This is a genomic window from Parasphingorhabdus sp. (assembly GCF_036964565.1).
In the GTDB taxonomy this organism is placed as follows: Bacteria; Pseudomonadota; Alphaproteobacteria; order Sphingomonadales; family Sphingomonadaceae; genus Parasphingorhabdus.
In genome coordinates, this window is the sequence record NZ_JBALTN010000001.1 from 213,266 (window position 1) to 229,224 (window position 15,959).

General features: G+C 60.1%; 19 protein-coding genes and 1 tRNA gene. 14 read left to right on the forward strand and 6 right to left on the reverse strand.

Going from position 1 to position 15,959, the window contains the following annotated elements:
* Window positions 1-96 precede the first annotated feature (96 nt).
* The 4 genes from radA to V7650_RS01005 are packed head-to-tail and all read left to right on the forward strand — an operon-like array spanning window position 97 to window position 4,196.
* Window positions 97-1,461 carry a DNA repair protein RadA gene (gene radA, locus V7650_RS00990; RefSeq protein WP_335654373.1) on the forward strand — a complete coding sequence of 455 codons (1,365 nt, stop codon included), beginning with the start codon at window positions 97-99 and terminating at the stop codon, window positions 1,459-1,461.
* A gap of 9 nt (window positions 1,462-1,470) precedes the next feature.
* The gene (locus tag V7650_RS00995; protein WP_335654374.1) at window positions 1,471-1,989 is read left to right on the forward strand and encodes a CvpA family protein; all 519 of its coding nucleotides are present in this window, start codon (window positions 1,471-1,473) and stop codon (window positions 1,987-1,989) included.
* Window positions 1,986-2,426 (forward strand): iron-sulfur cluster assembly scaffold protein, encoded by a 441-nt coding sequence (locus V7650_RS01000; protein ID WP_335654375.1) that lies wholly within the window; start codon window positions 1,986-1,988, stop codon window positions 2,424-2,426. Before V7650_RS00995 ends, V7650_RS01000 begins: the two co-directional genes overlap by 4 nt.
* Before the next feature lie 3 nt (window positions 2,427-2,429).
* Window positions 2,430-4,196: a monovalent cation:proton antiporter-2 (CPA2) family protein gene (locus V7650_RS01005; RefSeq protein WP_335654376.1), complete on the forward strand. Its 1,767-nt coding sequence runs from the start codon at window positions 2,430-2,432 to the stop codon at window positions 4,194-4,196.
* Window position 4,197: 1 nt separating this feature from the next.
* Here V7650_RS01005 and aroB read toward each other — a convergent pair whose 3' ends face one another.
* The 3 genes from aroB to V7650_RS01020 form a co-directional block, all read right to left on the reverse strand.
* On the reverse strand, window positions 4,198-5,298 hold the full coding sequence (aroB, locus tag V7650_RS01010) for a 3-dehydroquinate synthase (protein ID WP_335654377.1): 1,101 nt from the start codon (window positions 5,296-5,298) through the stop codon (window positions 4,198-4,200).
* Complete coding sequence (locus tag V7650_RS01015) at window positions 5,295-5,771, reverse strand: shikimate kinase (protein ID WP_335654561.1); 477 nt, start codon at window positions 5,769-5,771, stop codon at window positions 5,295-5,297. Before V7650_RS01015 ends, aroB begins: the two co-directional genes overlap by 4 nt.
* Before the next feature lie 219 nt (window positions 5,772-5,990).
* The gene (locus tag V7650_RS01020) at window positions 5,991-6,158 is read right to left on the reverse strand and encodes a hypothetical protein (RefSeq protein ID WP_335654378.1); all 168 of its coding nucleotides are present in this window, start codon (window positions 6,156-6,158) and stop codon (window positions 5,991-5,993) included.
* Window positions 6,159-6,372: 214 nt separating this feature from the next.
* On the opposite strand from V7650_RS01020, the gene V7650_RS01025 reads away from it, so the two are divergent.
* The 4 genes from V7650_RS01025 (at window position 6,373) to V7650_RS01040 (ending at window position 11,457) form a co-directional block, all read left to right on the forward strand.
* Window positions 6,373-7,947: a hypothetical protein gene (locus tag V7650_RS01025; RefSeq protein WP_335654379.1), complete on the forward strand. Its 1,575-nt coding sequence runs from the start codon at window positions 6,373-6,375 to the stop codon at window positions 7,945-7,947.
* 39 nt (window positions 7,948-7,986) lie between these two features.
* Window positions 7,987-8,883 carry a tyrosine recombinase gene (locus V7650_RS01030; RefSeq protein ID WP_335654562.1) on the forward strand — a complete coding sequence of 299 codons (897 nt, stop codon included), beginning with the start codon at window positions 7,987-7,989 and terminating at the stop codon, window positions 8,881-8,883.
* Between the two features lie 31 nt (window positions 8,884-8,914).
* Window positions 8,915-9,862, forward strand: coding sequence for an acetyl-CoA carboxylase carboxyltransferase subunit alpha (locus V7650_RS01035; protein WP_335654380.1), 948 nt, complete (start codon window positions 8,915-8,917; stop codon window positions 9,860-9,862).
* Between the two features lie 95 nt (window positions 9,863-9,957).
* Window positions 9,958-11,457: a M48 family metalloprotease gene (locus V7650_RS01040; protein ID WP_335654381.1), complete on the forward strand. Its 1,500-nt coding sequence runs from the start codon at window positions 9,958-9,960 to the stop codon at window positions 11,455-11,457.
* Between the two features lie 68 nt (window positions 11,458-11,525).
* Here the strand turns inward: V7650_RS01040 and V7650_RS01045 are convergent, their stop codons facing one another.
* Window positions 11,526-11,687, reverse strand: coding sequence for a Flp family type IVb pilin (locus V7650_RS01045; RefSeq protein WP_335654382.1), 162 nt, complete (start codon window positions 11,685-11,687; stop codon window positions 11,526-11,528).
* Between the two features lie 113 nt (window positions 11,688-11,800).
* Entirely contained in the window at window positions 11,801-11,974 is a 174-nt protein-coding gene (locus V7650_RS01050) for a Flp family type IVb pilin (protein ID WP_335654383.1), read from the reverse strand.
* A 92-nt stretch (window positions 11,975-12,066) separates the two neighbouring features.
* Between V7650_RS01050 and V7650_RS01055 the strand changes: the two genes are divergently transcribed.
* The gene (locus V7650_RS01055) at window positions 12,067-12,489 is read left to right on the forward strand and encodes a (deoxy)nucleoside triphosphate pyrophosphohydrolase (protein ID WP_335654384.1); all 423 of its coding nucleotides are present in this window, start codon (window positions 12,067-12,069) and stop codon (window positions 12,487-12,489) included.
* On the opposite strand, the gene V7650_RS01060 is transcribed toward V7650_RS01055, so the two are convergent.
* Window positions 12,486-13,364, reverse strand: coding sequence for a methyltransferase domain-containing protein (locus V7650_RS01060; RefSeq protein ID WP_335654385.1), 879 nt, complete (start codon window positions 13,362-13,364; stop codon window positions 12,486-12,488). The genes V7650_RS01055 and V7650_RS01060 overlap by 4 nt on opposite strands.
* 57 nt (window positions 13,365-13,421) lie before the next feature.
* Between V7650_RS01060 and V7650_RS01065 the strand changes: the two genes are divergently transcribed.
* From V7650_RS01065 to V7650_RS01085, 5 genes are all read left to right on the forward strand, one after another.
* Window positions 13,422-14,168, forward strand: coding sequence for a ComF family protein (locus V7650_RS01065; RefSeq protein ID WP_335654386.1), 747 nt, complete (start codon window positions 13,422-13,424; stop codon window positions 14,166-14,168).
* Between the two features lie 52 nt (window positions 14,169-14,220).
* Complete coding sequence (gene grxC, locus V7650_RS01070) at window positions 14,221-14,478, forward strand: glutaredoxin 3 (RefSeq protein WP_335654387.1); 258 nt, start codon at window positions 14,221-14,223, stop codon at window positions 14,476-14,478.
* Window positions 14,479-14,498: 20 nt separating this feature from the next.
* A complete protein-coding gene (locus tag V7650_RS01075) occupies window positions 14,499-15,332 on the forward strand; it encodes a carbon-nitrogen hydrolase family protein (RefSeq protein WP_335654388.1) in 834 nt (277 codons plus the stop codon).
* Entirely contained in the window at window positions 15,329-15,823 is a 495-nt protein-coding gene (locus tag V7650_RS01080; protein ID WP_335654389.1) for a DUF1178 family protein, read from the forward strand. Before V7650_RS01075 ends, V7650_RS01080 begins: the two co-directional genes overlap by 4 nt.
* 44 nt (window positions 15,824-15,867) lie before the next feature.
* Window positions 15,868-15,944, forward strand: a tRNA-Arg gene (locus tag V7650_RS01085).
* Window positions 15,945-15,959 lie beyond the last annotated feature (15 nt).

Here is a 15,959-nt window from a genome sequence, read left to right on the forward strand (position 1 = left end):
AGCTTTCCGTTAAGGGGGTGTGACCCGTGTGACCCTGGTTCATATTTCTGACCTAAAATCGCTGGTGTTCCTTTTTTGTTCTGCTAGATAAATTTCATGGCCAAACCGAAAAGAAAATATGTCTGTCAGAACTGCGGCTCGATCGCGCATCGCTGGGAAGGGCAGTGCACCGACTGCGGCGAATGGAACACACTGGTCGAGGAAGCGGGTGAAACCGTCTTTGCGTCCAAGCATAATCTGCAGACCGGTGGCCGGGAGGTGCGGCTGGTCGGGCTGGACAGCGAGATTGCGCTGCCCGAACGCAGAAAGACCGGCATCGCCGAGTTTGACCGCGCTGTCGGCGGCGGGCTGGTAGCGGGTTCGGCGACCTTGATGGGCGGCGATCCCGGGATCGGCAAATCCACCCTGTTGCTCCAGGTCTCGGCACGGCTGGCAGAGGCCGGGCTTTCGGTGGCCTATATTTCGGGCGAGGAAGCCGCCGATCAGGTGCGGCTCAGGGCGCGGCGGCTGGGACTCGGCAAGGCTCCGGTCAAGCTTGCCTCGGCCACCTCGGTACGCGATATCCTGACCACCCTCGGTCGCGATGCCCCGGATTTTGTCGTCATCGATTCGATCCAGACGATGCACAGCGACCTGATCGAGGGCGCGCCCGGCACGGTCAGCCAGGTCCGCGCCTCCGCCCAGGAGATCATCAAGTTCGCCAAGGAGCATGGCACGATGGTGATGCTGGTCGGCCATGTCACCAAGGATGGCAATATCGCCGGGCCGCGCGTGCTCGAACATATGGTTGACACGGTGATGAGCTTCGAGGGCGAGCGCAGCCACCAATACCGTATCCTGCGCGCGATCAAGAACCGGTTCGGCGGCACCGACGAAATCGGCGTCTTCGCGATGGAAGAGGCGGGACTCACCGAAGTGTCCAATCCGTCGGCCCTGTTCCTCACCGACCGCAGCGAGGAGGTCACCGGTGCCACCGTGTTTCCCGCGCTCGAAGGGACCCGGCCGGTGCTGGTCGAGATTCAGGCGCTGACCGTGCGGCTGGCCAGCGGCGCCACCCCGCGCCGGTCGGTGGTCGGCTGGGACAGCGCCCGGCTGGCGATGATCCTGGCGGTACTGGAAGCGCGCTGCGGCCTCAGCTTCTCGGGCGCTGAAGTCTATCTCAACGTCGCCGGGGGTTACCGGCTGACCGATCCGGCCGCCGACCTGGCGGTGGCGGCGGCTTTGATCTCGGCCCATGCAGAACGGCCGATGCCCAGCGATGCCGTGATATTCGGCGAAATTGCCCTGTCCGGAGAGATTCGTCCGGTCTCCCGGACACCGTTGCGCCTGAAGGAAGCATCCAAGCTCGGATTTAATCGCGCGCTGCTGCCGGCATCCGGCGAAAAGGGCGGGGGCAGCGTGAAACAGCTGCAATTTGCCAAGCTTGCCAATCTCGTTGACCATATGCTTGGCCGTGACTAGCTAGAGCGAATGACCGGACTGGATATTTTTGTACTGACATTGATGGGCGGCGCTGCCGTCCTCGGCTTCCTGCGCGGCTTTGTCCAGGAAGCCTTGTCCTTGCTTGTCTGGATCGTCGTGGTCGTCGGCGTATGGGCGCTGCACACGCCGATTGCCGACCGCCTTATCGCGCCGGTCGGCAGCGAAAGCGGCGCCTCGATGCTTGCTTTTGCGGCAATCGTCATCGTCATCTATGCCCTCGGCCGGTGGGCTGCCCGCTCGGTCGGCGCCCGCTCGCGCAAATCGGTGCTGGGGCCCGTCGATCGTGTGCTCGGGTTCGGCTTTGGCATGATCAAGGGGCTTATCGGCGCGACCCTGCTCTTTTTGCTGGTCAGCCTGGTCTATGATACGATCTACGGGGCAGACGAACCGCGGCCGGAATGGCTGGCGGAATCGCGTACCTATCCTCTGCTCAACGCGAGCGGGACGGCAATGATCGACTTCGTCCAGGAGCAGCGCGCCGCCGACGAGGAAGAGGCCGGGCAATGAGCGAGCCTCTCTACACCCGCGACATTTTGCGCCTTGCCGTATCGATCCCGCACCAGCAGCGGCTGAGCGATCCCGACGGTACGGCAGACCTGCGGTCGCGAACCTGCGGCAGCAGCGTTTCCGCCGATGTCACGGTCGATGAAAGCGGTGTGCTGCAAAGTCTGGGATTCGCCATCAATGCCTGCGCGCTGGGACAGGCATCGGCCGCGATACTGGGTGCACAGGCGATCGGAAAATCGTCCGGCGAAATCGAACAGACCCGATCCGGGCTGCTTGCATTTCTCGAGGGTTCGGCGGAAACGCCCGGCGACTGGCCGGATATGGACAAGCTTTCCGCAGCGCGCGACCACAAGGGCCGCCACCCGGCGATATTGCTTCCCTATGACGCGGTGATCGCTGCGTTTGCGGACGCTGCCACCAAACAGAAGGCAGGCTGATCGATGGAACCCGAAACCCATATGGCCGATCTGCTGCTGGGTGGCTTTGTCATGCTCGGCGCAGCGCTGGTGATGGTGCTGGTCTTTCGCCGGTTCGGCATTGGCGCGGTTCTTGGCTATCTGATCGCCGGGATATTGATTGGCCCGCAGGGCTTCCAGTTGATCAGCAACGCGGAAACGGTCCTGGAATTTTCCGAAATCGGCATCATCCTGCTGCTGTTCATTGTCGGGCTGGAACTTGCCCCGGCACGGCTGATGCGCCTGCGTCAGGCAATCTTCGGGCTCGGCATGAGCCAGGTTGTGCTGTGCGGGATAGCATTGTTCCTGCTGATCATGACCGCCACGAACTTCACCCTGGCCGCATCGATCGCGATCGGCCTGCCGCTGGCGCTCTCCTCGACCGCACAGGTCCTGCCGATGCTGCAATCTTCGGGCCGGTTGAACACGCCCACCGGGGAAAAGGCATTTTCCATCCTGCTCTTTCAGGACCTCTCGATCATACCGCTGCTGACGATCATCGCGGCCCTGTCGCGGGCGCCGGACGAAAGCGGCGGTCAGTCGGGTTGGCTCACTGCCCTTTATGCCGTCATTGCGATTGTCGGGCTTATTGCCGTGGGCAAATATCTGCTGCAGCCGTTGTTGAAGGTAATCGGCCGGATAGCTGAGCGCGAACTGTTCATCGTGGCCGGCTTGGTCGCGGTATTCGGCAGCGCGGCGCTGATGGAATTCATTGGCCTGTCGCCCGCTCTGGGTGCCTTCATTGCCGGTGTCATGCTCGCCAACTCGCCCTATCGGCATGAACTGGAAGCCGATATAGATCCGTTCCGCTCGCTGCTGCTCGGCTTCTTCTTTCTCGCCGTCGGGATGATGCTCGACCTTGATGTGGTGATGGAAAATCCGGCCTTTGTTCTGGGTGCCGCGGCGGCGCTGGTGCTGGTCAAGATTGCGATCATTTTCGGACTCGGCAAGCTGTTCGGCATGGCGACCAATCCCGCTCTGGCGATGGGCATGCTGCTCAGCCAGGGCGGTGAATTTGGCTTCGTGCTGTTTTCCGAGGCGGAGAAAGCGTTGCTGATCGAGCCGGAGGCGAGCAGTCTGTTCGGCGCGGTCATCACGGTGTCGATGGCGACGACTCCTTTTCTGATGCTGTTGTCGCGGCGGTTCAGCAATGGCACCGCAAAATCGTCGACGAAACTGGACGATCCCGGAAACGCGGCGCGGGCATCGGTGATCATTGTCGGGCAAGGACGCTTCGGCCAAACCGTGTCCCAGATGCTGCTCGGCGCCAAAATTCCGCTGACTCTTATCGATATCAAGCCGGAACAAATTGATATTCATGAACAATTTGGCGCGAAGGTGTTTTATGGCGACGGCACCCGGGTGGATCTGCTCCGCCGGGCCGGGGCTGCCGAAGCCAATGCCATCGTGTTCTGCATCGACGACCCGAATTTCGGTCCGGAACAGGTCCGCGCCATCGTCCAGTCCTTTCCGGACACCAAGCTGCTGGTCCGCGTGTATGACCGGCGACAGCTGATTGCGCTCAAGGGACTGGGGATCGTCGGAATGAAGCGCGAGCTTTTTGAATCGGCCATTGATCTCGCAAAACAGACGATGTTCGCGATCGACATCGACAGCAGCCTGATCGACGAGGTTGACGAAGAATTCAGGCAGCGGGACTGCGACCGGCTGGAAGCCCAGCTGAAATCCGGCGGTGACATGTTCGCGGGCGCGGAACTCCGGTTCGGGACCGGTCTGCCGCCGGAAGCCTGACCTAGTCCGATTCGTCGAGGAACGCGGCGACGTCCGCCAGATCGACGTCGTTGGCCAGGAACGACTGTCCAATGCCGTTGGCAAGCAGGAAGGGCAGGGTGCCGCCGCTCATTTTCTTGTCGTGCATCATGTGCTCGACCAGCCGCTGTCCCGATGCCCGAACCGACGCCGTGGCGAGGCTATGGGGCAGGCCGACCGACTGGAGATGCCGGGAAACGCGCTCCGCATCGCCGGCGCTGCAATGGCCGCGTCTTGCCGAATATCCGAACGCCAGCGCCATGCCAGCGGCGACGGCTTCCCCGTGAACCAGCGTGTCGGAAAATCCGGTCTCGGCCTCCAGCGCGTGGCCGAATGTGTGGCCGAGATTGAGCAGCGCGCGGCGACCGCTCAGTTCCTTCTCGTCCTCGCCGACGATCTGGGCCTTGGTGCGAACGGAGTGGATGATCGCTTCGCTCAATGCCTCGGGATTGCGATTCAGCAATCTGCTGCCATTGGCCTCGCACCACTCGAAGAAGCGGGCGTCGTTGATCAGGCCATATTTGACCACCTCGGCATAGCCGGCGCGCAATTCCCGGTCAGGCAGGCTGTTCAGCACAAGCGGATCGATCAGCACAAACCGCGGCTGGTTGAAACTGCCGATCAAATTCTTGCCGGCCGCGCTGTTGATTGCCGTCTTGCCGCCGACGCTGCTGTCGACCTGGGCGAGAAGGCTGGTCGGTATCTGGACAAATTCGCAGCCGCGCTTGACTATTGCTGCTGCGAAGCCTGTCAGGTCACCGACAACGCCGCCGCCAAGGGCAACCAGCGTATCGGATCGCTCGACCCCCTGTTCGAGCAGCCAGTCGGTAACCCTTTCCAGTTGTTGCCAGCTCTTGCTAGCCTCGCCGGCCGGCAGGACCTTGACCAGCAGATCGGTCCCGCTGCCGGCAAAGGCCTGCTGCAATTCCGGGAGAAGTTGGCGTCCGACATTGTCATCGGTCAGAATGAAAAGCCGCCTGTTGTGGGCGAATGACTGCAAATGCTGCGCGGCCCGCGCGAGACTGCCGGGCTGGACCAGGACGGGATAACTGTGTTCGGCGAGTTCGACTGTGATCTGGGTCAACGTTGCAAAGCCTCGATAATCTTTTCGACGGTGGACTCATGAGGGGAATCGTTGCCCGTCACGTGTATTTGGGCGGTCGCATAAACCGGATTTCGTTTGGCCGCCAGTTCGCTCAGGATTTTCGCCGGGTCGCCGGTTTTCAGCAGCGGCCTTGTATTTCTCCGGGCAACGCGTTTCACCAGCGTGTCCAGATCCGCATCGAGCCAGATTGCTATGGCCTTTTCCAGGATCAGGCTTCTTGTTTCGTCATTCATGAACGCGCCGCCGCCGGTTGCGATGATCTGATGCTCGCCTTCCAGCAGTCGGGCTATGACCCGCCGTTCGCCATCGCGGAAATAGTCTTCGCCGAAGCGATCAAAGATTTCGGCTACCGTGAGACCGGCCGCCCGTTCTATCTCTTCATCCGCATCGACAAACCCCATGCTCAAGCGCTTTGCCAGCCGGCGACCCACCGTGGTTTTGCCGACGCCCATCAGTCCCACCAGAACAATCGACTGGTCTGGCACAAAATCCGGCCTTTCACCGGAATTTCCGATGCAATTGTCGAAAGAGGCTTTAATGTTTTTGTCCATTGGGGCAAAGGCTATACAAGGGTTGGCTAAGGGTGCAAATTCGAATGCTGACTATGCTGTTTTTTTAACCGTTCAGAAGATTGAGTCCCATTGATGCCGCGTTCGTTGGTTTTTCTCGTTTTATTTGTCGTAATTTTCATTGGAGCGGCTTTTGCCTTGGCTTCGATGGACGTTGAACAGCCGCTTCAGCCGGTCGAGAAGCCGGTCATTGGTGACGATCTCCAATAATATGCGGATCAGGCATATATCTTTGGCTGCGGTAAGCGTTGGCGCGCTGTTGATAGCCATCCCGGTTTTTGGCCAGAATTCTCCGGAATCTCTACTGCCTCCCGGATTTGGCGAACCGGCGCCGGCTCCTGCACCACGACCGGCCCCGACGACCTCCCCCACACCGGCTCCAGGCCCTGTGCCGGGCAGGCCAGCGGGTTCTCAGGAAAGCGATCCGTCGAGTTCGGCTGAGGGCGATCCGGGCACGGTACCAGCGGAGCGGGACTCCCCTTTATTGACTCTGGACGAAAATGGAGAACTGGATCTGGACGCCCTCGATGCGGCGCTTCAGCCGCAATATGAGCTGTCTCCTGGCGAGCGGCGGTCGATGGCGGAAATCGGTGTGCTTACGCCGCAATATAACGGCCTGCCGGTGGATGCTTTCGGTCAAGAGGGCGGTCAGTATCTGACCAGCCTGATCCAGAATCTGAAGGGCCCCATTCTCTCCCGGTGGGGAGCGATCATGCTCAGGCGCACCCTGCTCAGCAAGGTGACCAGTCCCGAGAACATCAATCCGGCCGACTGGACGGCTGAACGTGCCTGGCGATTGCTTCTCATGGGGGAAGCGGATGCGGCCCGCTCGCTGGTTCTGAAGATCGACGGCGGTAACTACACGCCGCGACTTTATGAAGTAGCGATGCAGGCACATCTGGCGACGGCAGACCCGGCAGGAATATGTCCCCTGGTTGACGGTGGCGCCCGCGTGAGCGACGCCCCCACCTGGACCATGTTCAGACCGATTTGTGCGTCCTTTACCGGCGAACAGAGCCGTGCAACCAGTCTGCTGCAGCAGGCACGACGGGATAAGGTGGCTACGGGTATAGACTATCTGCTCGCGGAGAAGACGATCGGCGCCGGCTTTGAGGGCCGGCGAGCGGTCTCGATCCTCTGGGACGACATTGAATTTTTCAACAACTGGCGCTTTGGGCTGGGTGTGGCCACAGGCGTGGAACCTCCGGATCGCCTCTACGCCCAGGCTGGACGCCACGTGCAGGGATGGCGGGCCCGGGCTCCGATGCTGTCGATCGAATCGAGGCTGAAGGCGGCAGACACCGCAGCGGCGATCGGCGTGCTGTCGAATAGGGCCATGGTCGGCCTTTATTCTGTGGCCTATGATGATCCCGATACGAGCGATGATCGCAAGGCCTTGGCTTCGGTTCTGCGTCAGGCCTATGTCGGGGATACGGCAACAACCCGACTGGCGGCAATGCAGGATCTATGGAACAGATCCGACGATCCGCTGACGCAATATTCGGCCAGAATATTGACCGCTCGCGCTGCGGCGCAAATTCGACCGTCTGAGTCGCTTGGCGAGCAGAGCGGCGTGATCATTGCTTCCATGCTGACGGCAGGCCTTGATCGCAGCGCGATCCGATGGGCCGATATGGTCGATCCGGGAAGCGATGGCTGGGCCCTTCTGGCCGTTACAGCGCCCAAGCCATTTCCGGTTTCCTACAGCAATCTTGATGATTTTGGTGACAATGATGTCAGCGACAATCAGCTCCGGAGCAAATTTCTTCTGGCCGCAGTTGCCGGTCTGGGCCGTGCGGACCAAGAGGCTGTCGCCGAGTTTGCCGATGATCTGAGCGTCGACCTGAATCGTTCCACCAAGTGGACCAGAGCGATCCAGGCAGCGTCCGAGCGCGGCCAACCCGGAACGGTCGCGCTGCTGGCGGCCGTCGGCATGCAGGGTCGCTCATGGAAAGTCATGTCTCCGTTGCATCTCTATCACATCATGCAATGCCTGCAGCGGGTGGGGCTGGAGCCGGAAGCGCGGATGATTGCAGCCGAAGCCTTGACGCGGACTTGAGTTTCACCTGGACGATCGGGAGATCCAATCGTGCAACACATCAGTGATGACGATAGCCTCATCGACCGATTTCTGGAAATGCTCGCTGCGGAAGTCGGGGCGTCCCGTCATACTCTGGCTGCGTATCGCACCGATCTGATGCAGGCTTCGGCGATCGCCGGCGGACAATTGGCGCTAGCCGATCGGGAGGTCATCCGGCAGTTTCCCGCGCACTGGCGGAAGCTTCAGAATAGCACGGTCGCCCGCAAATCGTCCAGCTTGCGCCGGTTTTTCGGATTTCTGGTGGAGGAAGGGTTCAGGGAAAATGATCCGTCCGACGCTTTGCCCAGGCCGGGCGTGGTTCGGTCATTGCCGAAAACACTGTCCCACGCTGAAATTGCGCTGCTGTTCGAACGGATTGCCGAAGGCCTGACCGAGAATCCCGAACAGCCGGCTCTGCTTCGGCTGTCCGCCATTCTGGAGTTGCTTTATGGTTCTGGACTGAGGGCCAGTGAACTTGTCAGTCTCGAGCGGTCGTCAATCACCGGCGACAGACCTTATCTGATCATCAGGGGCAAGGGAGAGCGGGAGCGACTGGTGCCGATTTCGCAGCAGGCCTGCAAAGCGGTAGGCCGCTGGGCAGGATCATGCGAGCCCAAGGGAAAATGGCTGTTTCCTTCGAGGGCAGGCCATATCAGCAGAATCAGGCTTTTCCAGATTATCAAGGAGCATGCTGGCAAGGCAGGCATCAACCCGGCCAAAATCAGCCCGCATGTTTTGCGCCATGCATTTGCCACCCATTTGCTGCAGGGCGGGGCAGACTTGCGGGCGCTCCAGACATTGTTGGGTCACAGCGACATCAGCACGACACAAATCTACACGCATATCGACACCGCTCGCCTCGTCGAACTGGTGAACAAACGGCATCCTTTGAGCCAGAGACATCTCGCGCGTTGACCTTTAGCGTGTCGGGTTCTAACTCTTTTTCATGACATCTTATCTCGATTTTGAAAAACCAATCGCCGCGCTTGAATCCCGCATTCTGGAGCTGAGAGACACGGCCGACGAAGGCTCACTCGATATCCAGGCGGAAATCGAAAAACTGCAGGCCAAATCCGCAAAAATGCTCGGCGACACCTATGCGAAGTTGACGCCGTGGCAAAAGACCCAGGTCGCCCGTCATCCGGAACGCCCGCATTTCAAGGATTTCACTGCGGGTCTGTTCGACGAGTTCATCCCCTTGGGTGGCGATCGGAATTTTGGCGATGATCAGGCTATCATCGGGGGGTTTGCGCGGATAGGGGACCGTCGCCTGATCGTCATTGGCCATGAGAAGGGTGACGATACGGAAAGCCGCTTGCGGCACAATTTTGGCATGGGGAAACCCGAAGGATATCGAAAGGCGATACGCCTGATGGACATGGCCGATCGATTTTCACTGCCGGTCTTGACGCTGGTCGATACTTCAGGCGCTTTTCCGGGCGTCTCGGCCGAAGAGCGCGGGCAGGCTGAAGCGATTGCGCGTTCGACAGAAAAATGCCTGTCGCTGGGAGTGCCGATGGTAGCCATTATTGTTGGCGAAGGAGGATCGGGGGGAGCTGTGGCGCTCGCCGCCGCCGAACGCGTGCTGATGTTCGAGCATGCGGTCTATTCGGTTATCTCTCCCGAAGGATGTGCCTCCATACTGTGGCGAACCGGCGACAAGGCAGATGTTGCTGCGGATGCGATGCAAATCACCGCCCAGAACCTGCAAAAGCTGGGCGTGATTGATCGAATCATCGAAGAACCTGTCGGCGGGGCCCATCGCGACCGGAATTTGGCTATCGCTTCGCTTAGACAGGCGATCGTGGAAGAATTCCTGCAACTCGCAAGCCATGACCGAGAGGCCCTTCGCCAGATGAGGCGTGAGAAATTTCTGGAGATGGGCGCGCTTTAATCTGCGGTGCGACTCTGCCTTCTCCGATTTGGCCGGAACACGGAACCCTTTGTCGGATGATCGGTTCCTATATATTGCACAAAGAGGAACCTGACATGAGACGATTTTCAAATGGCCTGACGAGCGCCGCGGCAGTCATAGCGCTGGTGGCGTGCACCGGAAGCGGCGCGGATGCGGGAGCGGTCGGGTCGGCCGGAAGTCAGGCTGGCGAGGCACGGTCAATCTCCCCCGCGGAGAAGCAGAAGGGCGCCGAGGCGCACCCGCAGTTGCTCGAGGAATTCGGCGGGGCCTATACAGGGCCGCAATCTCCCTATGTTGTGGGCGTGGGTCAGAACATCGCAGTGCAATCAGGGCTGGGTAACGCGAGAAGTGACTTTACCGTCACCTTGCTGAACAGCCCGGTGAACAACGCATTCGCGATTCCGGGAGGCTATGTTTACCTCACGCGTCAGTTGATGGCGTTGATGAACGACGAGGCGGAGATGGCCGGGGTGCTCGGGCATGAAGTTGGTCATGTTGCCGCGCGACATAGCGAGAAACGGCAGAAGGCGGCGACGCGGAACGGTATTCTGGGGATTTTGGGACAGATCGGCTCGCAGGTGCTGCTGGGCGATTCCTCGCTCGGACGAATCGGTCAGGAAATCTTCGGAACCGGCAGCCAGCTGCTGACGCTGAAATATTCACGCGGCCAGGAATATGAGGCGGACGATTTCGGGATTCGCTATCTTGCGTCGGCCGGCTACGACCCCCAGGCGCTGTCGTCCATGCTGGCCTCGCTGGCGGCGCAGTCGGCGATCGACGCCCGGGTTGCCGGCCGCGATGCGCGCAGCGCTCCCGAATGGACCAGCACCCATCCCGACCCGGCGCGCCGGGTATCCCGCGCCGCGACCAATGCCAGCAAGCTGAAGAAAGTCGGGGGTCTGCGCAACCGCGACCAGTTCCTGCAGAAACTGGACGGCATCCTCTATGGCGATGATCCCAAGCAGGGGGTGATCGAGGGTAACAGTTTCCTGCACCCCGACCTGAAGCTGAAGTTTACCGTTCCCAGCGGCTTTTCGATGCAAAACGGCGTCCGTGCCGTCAGCATCGCTGGATCGGGCGGGCAGGGCCAGTTCACGACCGGTGCCTATAACGGCAATATGGCCACTTATATCGACGCCGCCTTCAAGGGGCTTGCCGGTCAGGGCAAGACCATCGCCTACGGCGCAATCGAACGGACGACGGTGAACGGACTGCCGGCATCCTATGCAATCGCCCGGGTGGACAGCAACAACGGGCCGGTCGATGTGACCGTCTTTGCCTATGAATTTTCGAAAAGCAGCGCCTATCACTTTGTCACGATGGCGCCGGCCGGCAAAGCTGCCGTGTTCTCGCCGATGTACCAGACCCTGACGAGGCTTTCTGCCGCACAAGCCGCGGCCATAAAGTCGCGGAAAGTGGATGTCGTGACCGTCCGGGCCGGCGATACCATCGCCAGTCTGTCGGCGCGCATGGCTTACACCGATCTTCGCGAAGACCGGTTCCTTGTCCTGAACCGCTTGCGGGCAACGGACAGGCTGCAGCCGGGCCAGAAGGTCAAGATGATCACCTATTGAATTGGTCGGCATAAAAAAAGACGGCAACCCGGAGGGTTGCCGTCCTCTTTTCTTAAACAGTCCGAAGACTATTCCATCGAAGTGTTGACTTCGTTGAAGGTGTTGCTGAGGGTGTTACCCAGCTGACCCATGGCGACGATAGCCGCAACAGCGATCAGAGCAGCGATCAGGCCATATTCGATAGCCGTTGCGCCTTCTTCATTCTTGAACATTTTACGTACGAATTTCATCGGTGGTCTCCTAGTTTGACAAACTTCACTTACCCAGTCAGACCCAAAGCAAGTCCAACGTTCACCAGTCTAAATTACAAACCTTACCAAAAATTTAAGAGTGCAAGCCTTGATCATGAAACGTCGGTTACCTGGTTGGCAACGTCATCCCACATGTTGACGGTCGTGTTGGCCACATTGCCGATCGCAACAATTGCGGTCAGCGCAATGAGAGCCAGTATCAAACCATATTCAACAGCCGTTGCACCCTTGTCGGAAAGATATAATTTTTCCAGAAGATCAATCATGTCTCTCTCGACGCGGGTAAAGTTCTGCTAAGTCGTGAACGGATCCGGTTTCACAGAAATGGCTTAACAAAATCCTTAGATCGCACAAAAAAATGGAAAAAAATCCGACATATCTATTTGTCGCCGCAGCCGCGCTGATCGACGAGGCCGGGAGAATCCTCGTGCAGAAGCGACCGGAAGGCAAACCTTTGCCCGGGCTGTGGGAATTCCCCGGTGGCAAGGTCGAGGCCGGTGAAACGCCGGAATCCGCGCTTGTTCGCGAACTTCGGGAGGAACTCGCAATTGTCGTGCATATCCCCGACATCGTCCCCGTGGCCTTTGCCAGCGAGGCTCTGGCCGATCGCCATCTGATCCTGCTGCTGTACAAGTGCCTCTGTTGGGCGGGCGACATCCGAAGCCCGGATGGACTGGAGCTGCAATGGTTGCCGGTGGAGGCCCTGCATGATCTGCCGATGCCGCCAGCCGATGGTCCGCTGGTTCACCAGCTGTCGCAAAGCCTTCGGTCCCGGTCCTAGTTGTCCCGCGGACCCTTGCGCGAGTCGGACAATGTGTCTGCGAGCGAGGTCTGGCCGCTGCCGCGCCGTGCCGGTTTCGGCTGGTCCGGATGCGCGGCCCAGGCGCAAAGATACAGGATCGTGACCGTTTCCGCGAATTTTCCGTCCGGCCCGGACCGCGCCTGAAACAGGTCACGCATGCGCTCATAAACATCCCGCCGGACCGGCGCCCCGCGCCCCGAGATAATATTGGTACCACCGGTATCGCGGATGTCGGCCAGCAGCCGCTCCAGACTCGAATAGTTCAGGCGCAGGCTATCGCTGTCGGCAACGGGCAAGGCCAGTCCAGCCCGCACTACAAGATCGCCGGCCGTGCGCACGTCAATCTGCGGATGGATATGGGCGGCAACACGATCTTCTTCCGCGCGCATCATCAGCGACTTCAGCGCCGGAAAACTTTCCGCTCCGACCAGCGCGGCCAGCATCAGCCCGTCGGGCGCCAAGATCCGGCGCATCAGGACCAGCGCTCCCGGCAGATCGTTGACGGTATCGAGCGAACCGATATTGATGATCAGATCGAAGCTGTGATCGGCAAAGGGCAACCGGTCGTCGTCGCATTGTACTCCGCCCAGCGCATCGGCAGCCAGAGTCCCGGAATCCGCGCAGATCACGCGGATCCCGCGCGCTTTGAGCTGTTCCGCGACCTGCCGCGCGGGCAGGCCAATCAGCAGCGCCCGCCGGAACTGGCGCTTCACCACATCCAGGCGCTCGAGAATCTCCTCGACCATCAGACGCGAGAAAAAATCGTTACCGCCGGCCCGGACACAGGCACGGTCGCGGACGAGCCGCCTTCTCCTTCGGTCGAATATGTCGGGGACATTGACTGTATCGGTCATAGGGCTTGAGGCTTTACGGGCGGCGGGCAAAAAGATCAAATGCCGTTGCAGTTCTTGATGAAGCCACTCGCCGATTTCGCCTTGCCGCCAAGATGCCCGATATGCGGCGTCACGGTGGAGCAGGACAACCGGTTCTGCATCGATTGCTGGCATCAGCTGAATTTTCTTGCCGAACCCTGGTGCGCCGCCTGTGGTCTGCCCTTTGCCTTTGAACACGCCGCCGACAGCCGGTGCGCCGCCTGCCTAGTCCAGCCCCCCGTCCACGACGGGGTCAGGGCGGTCGTTCAATATGACGAGCGCAGCGCCCTGATTGCCATGCGCCTGAAATATGGAAACCGGCTGGGGCTGGCGGACCTGATAGCGGAACAGCTGCAAAAGTTCATCGAGAATGGCGCTGAAGATGCCATCCTGGTTCCGGTGCCGCTCCACCGGTGGCGCCTGTGGCGCCGGGGATTCAACCAGTCGGTGCTGATTGGCAGAACGCTGGCCCGCATCACGGGCCTCGAAATGAACTGCGGTCTGATCTTTCGCAACCGTATCACTCCGCCACTGCGCGGCATGAGTCCCAGGCAGCGGCGCAAGACGGTGGATGCGGCCTTTGCACTTCGTCCCGCAGCCTCTGCCAGTCTGAGCGGGAGAACGGTCCTGCTGATCGACGATGTCTATACCAGCGGTGCGACCAGCAACGCGTGTGCCCGGCTGCTGAAAAGGGCCGGCGCAGCGCGCGTGTATGTTTTTTGCTGGGCCCGTGTCATAAGAGAAGCTGAGCCCGGCCAGTTTTCGCAGCAGGCAGCGATTGCTTGAAATTTGCTTGGCAAAAGCCCATCTGAAAGTCTGATGGCAGAAAGATTTCAATATGTCGAAAGTCGAGATTTATACCAAGTTTACCTGCGGATATTGTTTTCGCGCCAAAGCCTTGCTGGAGAGCAAGAATGTCAAGTTCGAGGAATTTGATATCAGCATGGGCGGCGAGAAGCGGGAAGAGATGATCCAGCGTTCCGGCGGCAGGATGACCGTTCCGCAGATCTTCATCGATGACCGCCATGTCGGTGGCTCGGATGATCTGGCGGCCCTGAACGAGAGCGGTCAGCTCGACCAGTTGCTGGCAAGCTGAATCGTCCTGGCTGAAGCATTTTGAAAGTTGCACTCGCCCAGTTCTGCAGCGGCATTGTTCCGCAGGAAAATGCCGATCGCTTGTGTCAGGTCATGTCCGAGGCCGCAGCCGGTGGGGCGACGATGCTGTTCACGCCGGAAATGACGGGGCTGCTGGACCGCGACCGCGTCCGCGCGGCCAGTGCTATCCGCGATGAAGCGCATGATGTTGTGCTGTTGGTCGCGCGGCGCGAAGCAGAGCGTCTCGGAATCTGGGTGCAACTCGGCTCGCTGGCGATAAGGGCGTCGGACGATCCCGACGGAAAATGGCTCAATCGGTCGTATCTGATCGATCCTGAAGGCGAGATAGCAGCGCGCTATGACAAGATTCACCTGTTCGATGTCGATCTGAGCCCTTCCGAATCACTGCGGGAATCTGCTGCCTACCGAGGGGGACAGCAAGCGGTCGTGGCGTCCGTTCCGGGTGCGACGCTTGGCCTGTCGATATGCTATGATCTTCGCTTTTCGTCGCTGTACGAAGCCCTGACCAATGCCGGAGCGGATATTCTTTCGGTTCCCGCCGCCTTCACCGTGCCGACCGGCAAGGCGCACTGGGAAATATTGTTGCGCGCCCGGGCGATCGAGTCTGGTGCCTTTGTCATCGCCGCGGCGCAGGATGGCGACCACGCAGACGGTCGGTCGACCTATGGCCATTCCATGGTCGTCGATCCATGGGGCGAAATCTTGCTCGACCTGGGCAAGGGTGAGGGACTGGGATTCTGCGATCTCGACCTCGCGAAAATCGGAGAAGTGCGGTCGCGGGTGCCGGCTGTGGCCAACCGCAAGGAATTTGCGCAGCCGGCCAAGCCGTCATGATAATCTTCGATCTGACATGCAGCGAGGGCGGGCACCGCTTCGAGGGCTGGTTCGCCTCTTCGGCAGACTATGCGGATCAGCAAGCGAACGGTTTGCTCGATTGTCCGGTTTGCGGCAGCAGCAAGATCGAGAAAGCCGCGATGGCACCGAATGTGGCCAGAAAGGGTAACCAGACTCCGGCTGCGGCACCGGCAACCGACGGAAGGCCCGATTCCCCGCCAGCCAAACCGGTCAGCAGCAGGGTGACAGTGCCTGCGGAATATCAGGAACTGATCGGCAAGCTGGCTAAAGCGCAGGCGCAGATGCTGAGCAATTCGGAATGGGTCGGCGACAAATTCGCCGCGCGGGCGCGTGACATTCACTATGGTGATGCGGATGAAAAGCCCATCCACGGGACGGCATCGGCCGAGGAAGTGGCCGACCTTGCCGAAGAAGGCATTACCGCGACGCCCCTACCTTTGCCGGTGCTGCCGCCGGAATCGAAAAATTGACTGTGGCGCGCGCTGGCCGATGTGGCTAAACACGGCTCCGGAACGCGCCCGTAGCTCAGTCGGATAGAGCATCAGATTCCTAATCTGGGGGCCACAGGTTCGAATCCTGTCGGGCGCACCATTCTGCGGTTTTCCA

Coding starts and splice junctions, on each gene's coding strand:
- radA (WP_335654373.1), top strand. CDS start 97: ATGGCCAAACCGAAAAGAAAATATGTCTGTCAGAACTGCGGCTCGATC.
- V7650_RS00995 (WP_335654374.1), top strand. CDS start 1,471: ATGACCGGACTGGATATTTTTGTACTGACATTGATGGGCGGCGCTGCC.
- V7650_RS01000 (WP_335654375.1), top strand. CDS start 1,986: ATGAGCGAGCCTCTCTACACCCGCGACATTTTGCGCCTTGCCGTATCG.
- V7650_RS01005 (WP_335654376.1), top strand. CDS start 2,430: ATGGAACCCGAAACCCATATGGCCGATCTGCTGCTGGGTGGCTTTGTC.
- V7650_RS01015 (WP_335654561.1), bottom strand. CDS start 5,771: ATGGGCGTCGGCAAAACCACGGTGGGTCGCCGGCTGGCAAAGCGCTTG.
- V7650_RS01020 (WP_335654378.1), bottom strand. CDS start 6,158: ATGGCTATCAACAGCGCGCCAACGCTTACCGCAGCCAAAGATATATGC.
- V7650_RS01035 (WP_335654380.1), top strand. CDS start 8,915: ATGACATCTTATCTCGATTTTGAAAAACCAATCGCCGCGCTTGAATCC.
- V7650_RS01040 (WP_335654381.1), top strand. CDS start 9,958: ATGAGACGATTTTCAAATGGCCTGACGAGCGCCGCGGCAGTCATAGCG.
- V7650_RS01045 (WP_335654382.1), bottom strand. CDS start 11,687: ATGAAATTCGTACGTAAAATGTTCAAGAATGAAGAAGGCGCAACGGCT.
- V7650_RS01050 (WP_335654383.1), bottom strand. CDS start 11,974: ATGATTGATCTTCTGGAAAAATTATATCTTTCCGACAAGGGTGCAACG.
- V7650_RS01055 (WP_335654384.1), top strand. CDS start 12,067: ATGGAAAAAAATCCGACATATCTATTTGTCGCCGCAGCCGCGCTGATC.
- V7650_RS01060 (WP_335654385.1), bottom strand. CDS start 13,364: ATGACCGATACAGTCAATGTCCCCGACATATTCGACCGAAGGAGAAGG.
- V7650_RS01065 (WP_335654386.1), top strand. CDS start 13,422: ATGAAGCCACTCGCCGATTTCGCCTTGCCGCCAAGATGCCCGATATGC.
- grxC (WP_335654387.1), top strand. CDS start 14,221: ATGTCGAAAGTCGAGATTTATACCAAGTTTACCTGCGGATATTGTTTT.
- V7650_RS01080 (WP_335654389.1), top strand. CDS start 15,329: ATGATAATCTTCGATCTGACATGCAGCGAGGGCGGGCACCGCTTCGAG.